The following is a 6,678-nucleotide window of genomic DNA, read 5'->3' as shown; positions in this document are numbered from 1 at the left end:
GGTCTCCTCCTGTCCTGATCGCCGCTGCCTCCCTAGGCCGTCGGCGCCTTCTTGAGTCCAGCGACGCGCGCCAGCACCTGCTCCGGATCGGAGCCGGCCGGCACGCAGGCAAACCAGAAATCCCCGCCACTCGACGGGTTGTCCGCCGTCCATCCCTCCTGACTGATCAGTACCCCGCGCGTACCGGAACCGGGCGCCTCGGCGATGACGATGTCGACCGCCTCGCAAGCCAGCGACCCTGAGGCGTCCGCACGCAACGCGACCTGCCAGCGCTGGTGTTCGGCGACGTTGAAGATCGGCTGACACAGGTCCAGCTCGCCAGCGACATCGGCACCGGTGGCTTCCAGCAGCACGATGTCGATGCAGTCCGGCGCCAGCGCCGACAGCTCACGCAGCGCATCGGCCACGTACATCGCGGCGGTGTCGACCATGTCCTCGTCGGGGGTGTCGAGAGCGCGACCGGCCAGCGCGGCGGCCGACGTGAGCATCGCCGACGGCATCGCCAGCGCCAGCGCGATGGGTGCGTTGGGCAGTCCGCCGCGCAGGGCCTGCAACACCTCGGCGATATGCGCCCGCAGCGGGCCGTCGGCCAGCAGACGCTTGAGCGGATAGGTATCCCGCGATTTCTCACCCAGCGCCGCACCCAGTTCCGGATGGGCCTCGGCCCAGGCGGCGATCAGATCCATGGTCGGAAACCGCACCACGTCGGGCTGGAGCAGGCCGTGGCCCTTCTTCAGCCAGGTCGCGCAGGCCATGGCGTCCAGCCACGGCGGATGGCCGGACGCGAGCAACTGCGCCGTGTACGCGGTGTGGTCCAGCCAGAGCGGTGACGCACCGGCGCCGTTGGGTTCGAAACGCGGCATGGTTTTATCCTTTGGATGCCTCGCAGGCGGCGAGTTTTGCCTGCAACTCGGCGATTTGCAGATCCTTGGGATCCGGCATCAGGATCGGCGGGATCTGGTCGTAGGGGACTTTCATCCGGGCCTCGCCCGCCCCGATGATCATCGTGTTGGGGTCGTCCCAGGAGCCGTAGTACGGGACGTGCTTCGGCGGCTCGTCCTGCGTCCAGTCCTGGACGAAATCGTCGAACTTGGTGCCGCGTTGCAGCCGCGCCTGGCGCTCGGCCTTGCGCGCGGCCTCCGTGGCGGCCTCGTCCAGCACCAGGGTCTTGTCATCGAACACGACCTTGAACAGGTCGCGGGCAATGGAGGCGCTGACCTTGTCTTCCTCGACATCCTTGAGTACCAGATACGGATCGCGCTCCAGCACGTCGCCGTAACCGCCCCCGGAACCCTGGCAGATCATGTAGACCTCGCCTTCGTTGCAGATCTCGAAGGTCATGCCCATGTCCTGCGAGGTGTACGTGCCACCCTCGAAGGGCTGCTTGTTCATCAGGTCGACGATGTTGAACTCCACGTCGCTGATGTCCGTCGTGCCGTCGTTGAAGATGTCGAACACGTTGACGTTCTTGATCTTGCAGAGCTGATAGGCGGGGCAGGAATAGCCGCCGAACATGCCCTGGGCCGACGAGAACATGGAGCCCTCGCAGCCAGTCATGAAGCCGAACATGTTGGAGCCGCGCACCGTTGCGACCTGTTCGTAACCCAGACCACCGCGGAACTTGCCCCAGCCGGCCCGATCCTTGGCGAGCACCTGGGCGCCCAGACGGATGATCGGAACGTCCTCCTCGTTGATCTCGTGCTCGCCGGTGTCGGCCATGAAGCCGAACACGGGCGATACCGCGTCCTCACCGTCGGCGGTGGCGCGGGCACCCTGCCCGCAACCGTTGATGTCGCCGCAGAAGTTGCCGGTGATCTCGCCGTGCTGGGTCAGGCCGCCGTAGATGAACGTGGCGGCCTGGTCGTACTGCGGCGCGATGATGGAGGTGTAGCGATGCGGCAGCATGTAGCCAAGCTTGGCCATCGGTATCGTCGGGATCGTGCAGGCCTTGAACAGCGGCATCAGGCTCATGGACTGCGGCGCCTCGCCCTCGGCATCGATGATCGTGCCGGGCTGGCTGATGATCTCGATGGGCGACAGCAGCGCCATGGTGTGGGGCAGATCCGGCCAGATGTTCTGCAACAGGCCCGTCACCAGGGCGGACTTCCACGACCCGATGTTGGTGTTCACCGACCGGTTCATGAACTGTGGCGAGCAGCCGGAGAAGTCCCAGGTCATCCGGTCGCCCTTGACGGTGACATCCATCCGCAGCTTCTGGATGGCGTTCTCCCGCAGCGTGGAATCCATGAACGCCTGGACACGGGTGGTGCCGTCCGGGAGTTCGGCGATGCGACGCCGGACCTCGACTTCGACATCCTCGAGGCTCTTGCGCATCATCGCGGCCAGCGCGTCACGACCGAACTCCTCGACGATCGCCAGCACGCGCTCTCGCATCCGCATGACGACATGCAGCTTCACCTTCATGTCCTCGAGCTGGAGCTTGGGATCGCGCACCGAGTTCTGCAGGAAGGTGACGAGATCACGCTTGAGCTTGAAATTCTCGACAACCTTGAAGGGCGACATCTTGAGCCCCTCGTCGTAACGGGACTCGGCCGCCGCGGGCAGGCCGCCCGGTTCGGTGGCGCCGTTTTCACCTTCGTGGATGGTGCAGGCCAGCCAGCAGATCAGTTCGCCGTCGTGGAAGATCGGCATCATCATCGACTGGTCGGTGTTGTGGATGCCGCCGTAACGCGCGTCGTTGTGGATGAAGCCGTCGCCGTCGCGCACCCCCACCGTCTCGTCCTGCGTCCAGTACTTGTTGATGTACTTGATCGGGTAGTGACAGACGCTGGCGAACGCGATGATGCCGTGGGGAGCGATCATCGAAAGATCGCCGGTCGGCGTCATGATCGCGGTGACCAGATCGCCCCAGCGGGCGCCCGGCGCGGCGCCCATCTGGTTCACCATCTGGAACCCCTCGTCCAGCGCGGCGCTGACCAGGCCGCGGACGTGGTTCAGCTGGTGTACGTCCTGTTCCTGCGACAGCAGCCGTTCTTCGTAGGGCGTGCGCGGCTGGATCGAGTGATTGCGCATGATCGCCGGGTCGGGACCCAGAAACAGCTTGTTGTCATCGAGAAAGCGATCGATCAGCGCCTGTTCCTCGTCGCTGATGTAGCCGTCGGTGATTTGATCATCCATGGGTGTCTCCTGCCGCTTCAGGCGTCGTCGCGTGTGAACCAGACGGCGCCATGCCTGGCGGCGCTGTAGGACCAGCCCGGTTCGACGAGGTAGGTGGTGGCTCGGGTCGTGACGATCGCCGGACCGGTGATGTGGGTACCCGGCTCCAGCGCCGCTTCGCCGAAGACCGGCGTCTGCACGGGGCTGTCGATGCCGACGAAATGCACCATGCGCTGTTCGACCGGTTCGATCGCGGTGGGCGTCCGCCCGTTGAGCTTCACGCCATCGAAGGTGACGGCGGTCTGCTCGACGAAACTGCAGACGCGGATGGTGTTGATGCGAACACCGGCTTCGGGCGCCTGGCTGCCCTGCCCGAAGCGCTCGCCGTAACGCGTATGGAACTGATCGATCAGCTTGAGCACGTCCTTGCGTGATTCCAGCCGCCGCAGTTCGGTGACCACGGCGGTTTGCACGCGCTGATTGCCGTAGCGCATGTCCAGTTCCAGGCGATGCTGCACCTGGGCTTCCTCGAACCCCTGACGCACCAGATCCTCACGACCCCGTCCCTCCAGTTCCTCGACGGCGGTATTGAAGCTGTCGAAGTCGCTGAAGAAGCTGGACTGGTTGGCGTCGAACAGCACGGTCCAGGTGCTCACCTCATGAATGTGCATCTGATTCATGCTGCCGGCGCCGCAGGCGGAGAACACCGCCGAAAATGGCGGGGCGAGCACGCGGTCCACGCCGAGCACGTTGGCGATACCGCAGGCATGCAGCGGCCCGTTGCCACCGTAGGCCAGCATGGTGAAGTCCCTGGGCTCGTAGCCGCGGGTGCGCAGCTCGGTGGAAATGCCGTTCGCCATGTTGGCGTCCACCGTGCGCTTGATGAGCTTGCAGGTCTCGACGACGTCCAAGTCCAGGTCGTCGCAAAGCTCCTCTTCGATCGCCATCCTGGCCCGACGGGGGTTGAGCCTGATGAAGCCGTCGGCGTAGTTGTCGGGTTCCAGATAGCCCAGCATCAGGTCGGCATCGGTCACCGTGGGTTTCATGCCGCCCTTGTCGTAACAGGCCGGACCGGGGTCGGAACCGGCGGACTCAGGACCGATCTGAACGGTCTCGAACATGCGGTCGTAACTCGCGATGGAGCCACCACCGGCACCGAGCGTGACCAGCTCGACCATCGGAATCGACACCTGCCAGCGGTCGATGACCGGGTTGAAGTCGTAATGCTTGACCCCGCCCTGGGTGACGATGCCGATGTCGAAGCTGGTGCCCCCCATGTCGGTGGCGACCACATTGCCCAGCTCCGATTGCAGGGCCAGATGGTCGCTGGCGGCGATGCCCGACACCGGCCCCGAATGCACGGTTTGCAAGGCGTCGGTGGAGTTGAGCTGCGCCATGCCGCCGGAGTTGTGGTTGACCAACATCGGCTTTTCGTAACCCCGGGTCCGCAGGTTCAGCTCCAGCGAGCCGAGGCCGTGGTACATCACCGCGTGCAGGAAGGCGTCCATGATCGTCGAGGTCGTGCGGGCGTATTCGCCCTTGCGACCGGCGACCAGATGCGACAGCAGGCAGGGAATCGAGCCGAGCAGATGGCCCGGGAATTCCTCGTTGAAGATCTCCCGGACCCGCAGCTCGTGCTCGGCGTTGACCACGCTGTTGGTGAAGGCGACCACGATGGCCTGCGCGCCGGCGTCGACCAGCTCGCGAATCTTGCGGCGCACGTCCTGCTCGTCGAGCCGCAGGAACACGTGGCCGGTGTAGTCGATGCGCTCGCGCACCTCGCGAATCAGAGGAATCGGCACGATGGGATCGGGTCGCTGCGCGCTGGGAATGTCCTGCTGACGATCCTGCGACAGCCCCACGCCGTAGCCGCGGCCACGCGAGCACGGCACGGTGCTCTTGAACCCGGCCGTGACCAGCAGGCCAATGCGTGGGCCCTTGCGCTCGATCAGCGCATTGGTGCCCAGCGTGGTCGCGTAGCGCACCGAGTCAACCTGCGAGAGCAGCGTCGGCACCTCGATGCCCAGCTCCCCGCTGGCGTACTCCAGCGCGCTGTTGAAACCCAGCGCGAGATTCTGGTGGGTGGTCAGCGCCTTGGCCTGGATGTTCTTGTCACCCCAGGCCACGAAGCAGTCCGTGAACGTGCCGCCAATATCGACTGAAACTCGTTTCATCGCGGCGCCCTCAGTGACCATGCCCGGCATGGGAATGCCGCGGCGCCGGCGTGTACTTGCCCACCGGAGGCACCTTCACCTCGTCGCGATCGGCCCACTGCGCCTTCAGCGCGTCGATGTCGAGATCGATGTCGTGCAGCGGCGGATGACCCGGCGGCAGATACTCCACCTCGATCATCGTCCCGCAATGCGGGCAGTAGTATTCGAGAATCCGGCACCAGTCCGGGTTGGGCGAATAGGTGCGGCTGTACTTGGACGTATCCAGCAGCGGCGGATGAATCTCCTCCGGATTGCGGTTGTAGACCAGCAGACCGCGCTTGTAGTTGTCGCGGGCATCGTGCAGATCGCCCTCGCAGGCGCGGCACTCCCAGCGTTCGCGGTCGAGATCAATCCGGAGGTATTCGGTGACCAGTACCTTCATGTCGCTTGTCTCCTCGCAGGCTGCGTCGGCCTACTGCTTGCGCAGCAGCATGTCGCCGCTGGCGTTGAATTCGAATGTCCAGTCGGGGTCCAGCCGGCAGGTGAAGAAGGCCTCTTCCAGCACCGCCGGGCCGGTCGCGCCCACCCCGCCCGTCTGCGACTCGATGCGGTAGACCGGCACGTCGAGAATGGCGCCGTCGATCAGCACCGACCGGGTGGCGTCACTGGATGCCGGCGGCAGGCTCGCGGAATCCGTGGCGAAGCTGCCGCTCAGACCGGGCTGGGCGATGGTCTTGACCACGGTCACCCGAACCGCCAGCCGATCGTCCGTGCCCACCGAATCCGGCAGACGGCCGTTGACGGCCAAGTGGCGACGCGACTCACCATCCGAGACAACCAGTTCGGTGGAGACGTCGCAGTCCTCCAGCGCGAAACCCTCGGAGAACATGCCGCGGCGCGCCTGCTCCATCGCGTCCTCTTTTGCGGCGTCGAGCGAGGCCTGGTCGTTGCCGGCCAGCAGCACCTCGTACTCGTGCGCGATATTCGAGAAGCCCACGCCGAAGGCCGAGAACACGGCGGCCAGACCGGGGATGAGCACCTGACGCACTCCGACCGCATCGGCCACCTTGCAGACCACGAACGGGCCGGCACCGCCAAAGGCCGCAAGCGTGGTATCCGGCGTGACGTCGCCAGTCGCGCGCAGGGCGTCGGCGACCTTGTCCACCCAGGCGGCCTCCATTCGCGCGGCGGCCTCCTCGATGGACAGACCCAGCGGCTTGGCGATGTGCTCGTCGATCGCGCGCCGGGCGCGTTCCACGTCCAGCTGGAGATCGCCGCCGAAATACGAAGTCGGGTCCAGCAGGCCCATCGCCAGGAACGCATCGGTGATCGTCGCCTGCGTACCACCCAGCCCGAAGCAGGCCGGTCCGGGTTCGGAGCCAACCGACTCCGGCCCGACCTTCACCCG

Annotated in this window: 5 protein-coding genes; all 5 read right to left on the bottom strand. The window is 65.5% G+C overall.

What is annotated here, in order from left to right; all coding sequences use genetic code 11:
* Positions 1-32 precede the first annotated feature (32 nt).
* A complete protein-coding gene (locus tag ABNS06_RS00510) occupies positions 33-863 on the bottom strand; it encodes a hypothetical protein (RefSeq protein ID WP_348671931.1) in 831 nt (276 codons plus the stop codon).
* A 4-nt stretch (positions 864-867) separates the two neighbouring features.
* The gene (locus ABNS06_RS00505) at positions 868-3,138 is read right to left on the bottom strand and encodes a hydantoinase B/oxoprolinase family protein (protein WP_348671930.1); all 2,271 of its coding nucleotides are present in this window, start codon (positions 3,136-3,138) and stop codon (positions 868-870) included.
* Positions 3,139-3,155: 17 nt separating this feature from the next.
* Complete coding sequence (locus ABNS06_RS00500) at positions 3,156-5,291, bottom strand: hydantoinase/oxoprolinase family protein (RefSeq protein ID WP_348671929.1); 2,136 nt, start codon at positions 5,289-5,291, stop codon at positions 3,156-3,158.
* 10 nt (positions 5,292-5,301) lie between these two features.
* A complete protein-coding gene (locus tag ABNS06_RS00495; protein WP_348671928.1) occupies positions 5,302-5,712 on the bottom strand; it encodes an acetone carboxylase subunit gamma in 411 nt (136 codons plus the stop codon).
* 30 nt (positions 5,713-5,742) lie between these two features.
* Positions 5,743-6,678, bottom strand: a 936-nt coding sequence (locus ABNS06_RS00490; protein ID WP_348671926.1) for a hydantoinase/oxoprolinase family protein, incomplete at its 5' end; no start/stop codon positions are given.

The sequence above is a fragment of the uncultured Abyssibacter sp. genome (assembly GCF_964000955.1).
Classification (GTDB): Bacteria; Pseudomonadota; Gammaproteobacteria; order Nevskiales; family OUC007; genus Abyssibacter.
The sequence above is the reverse complement of the archived record's forward strand: the minus strand, read 5'-3'. Positions and strand labels throughout refer to the sequence as shown.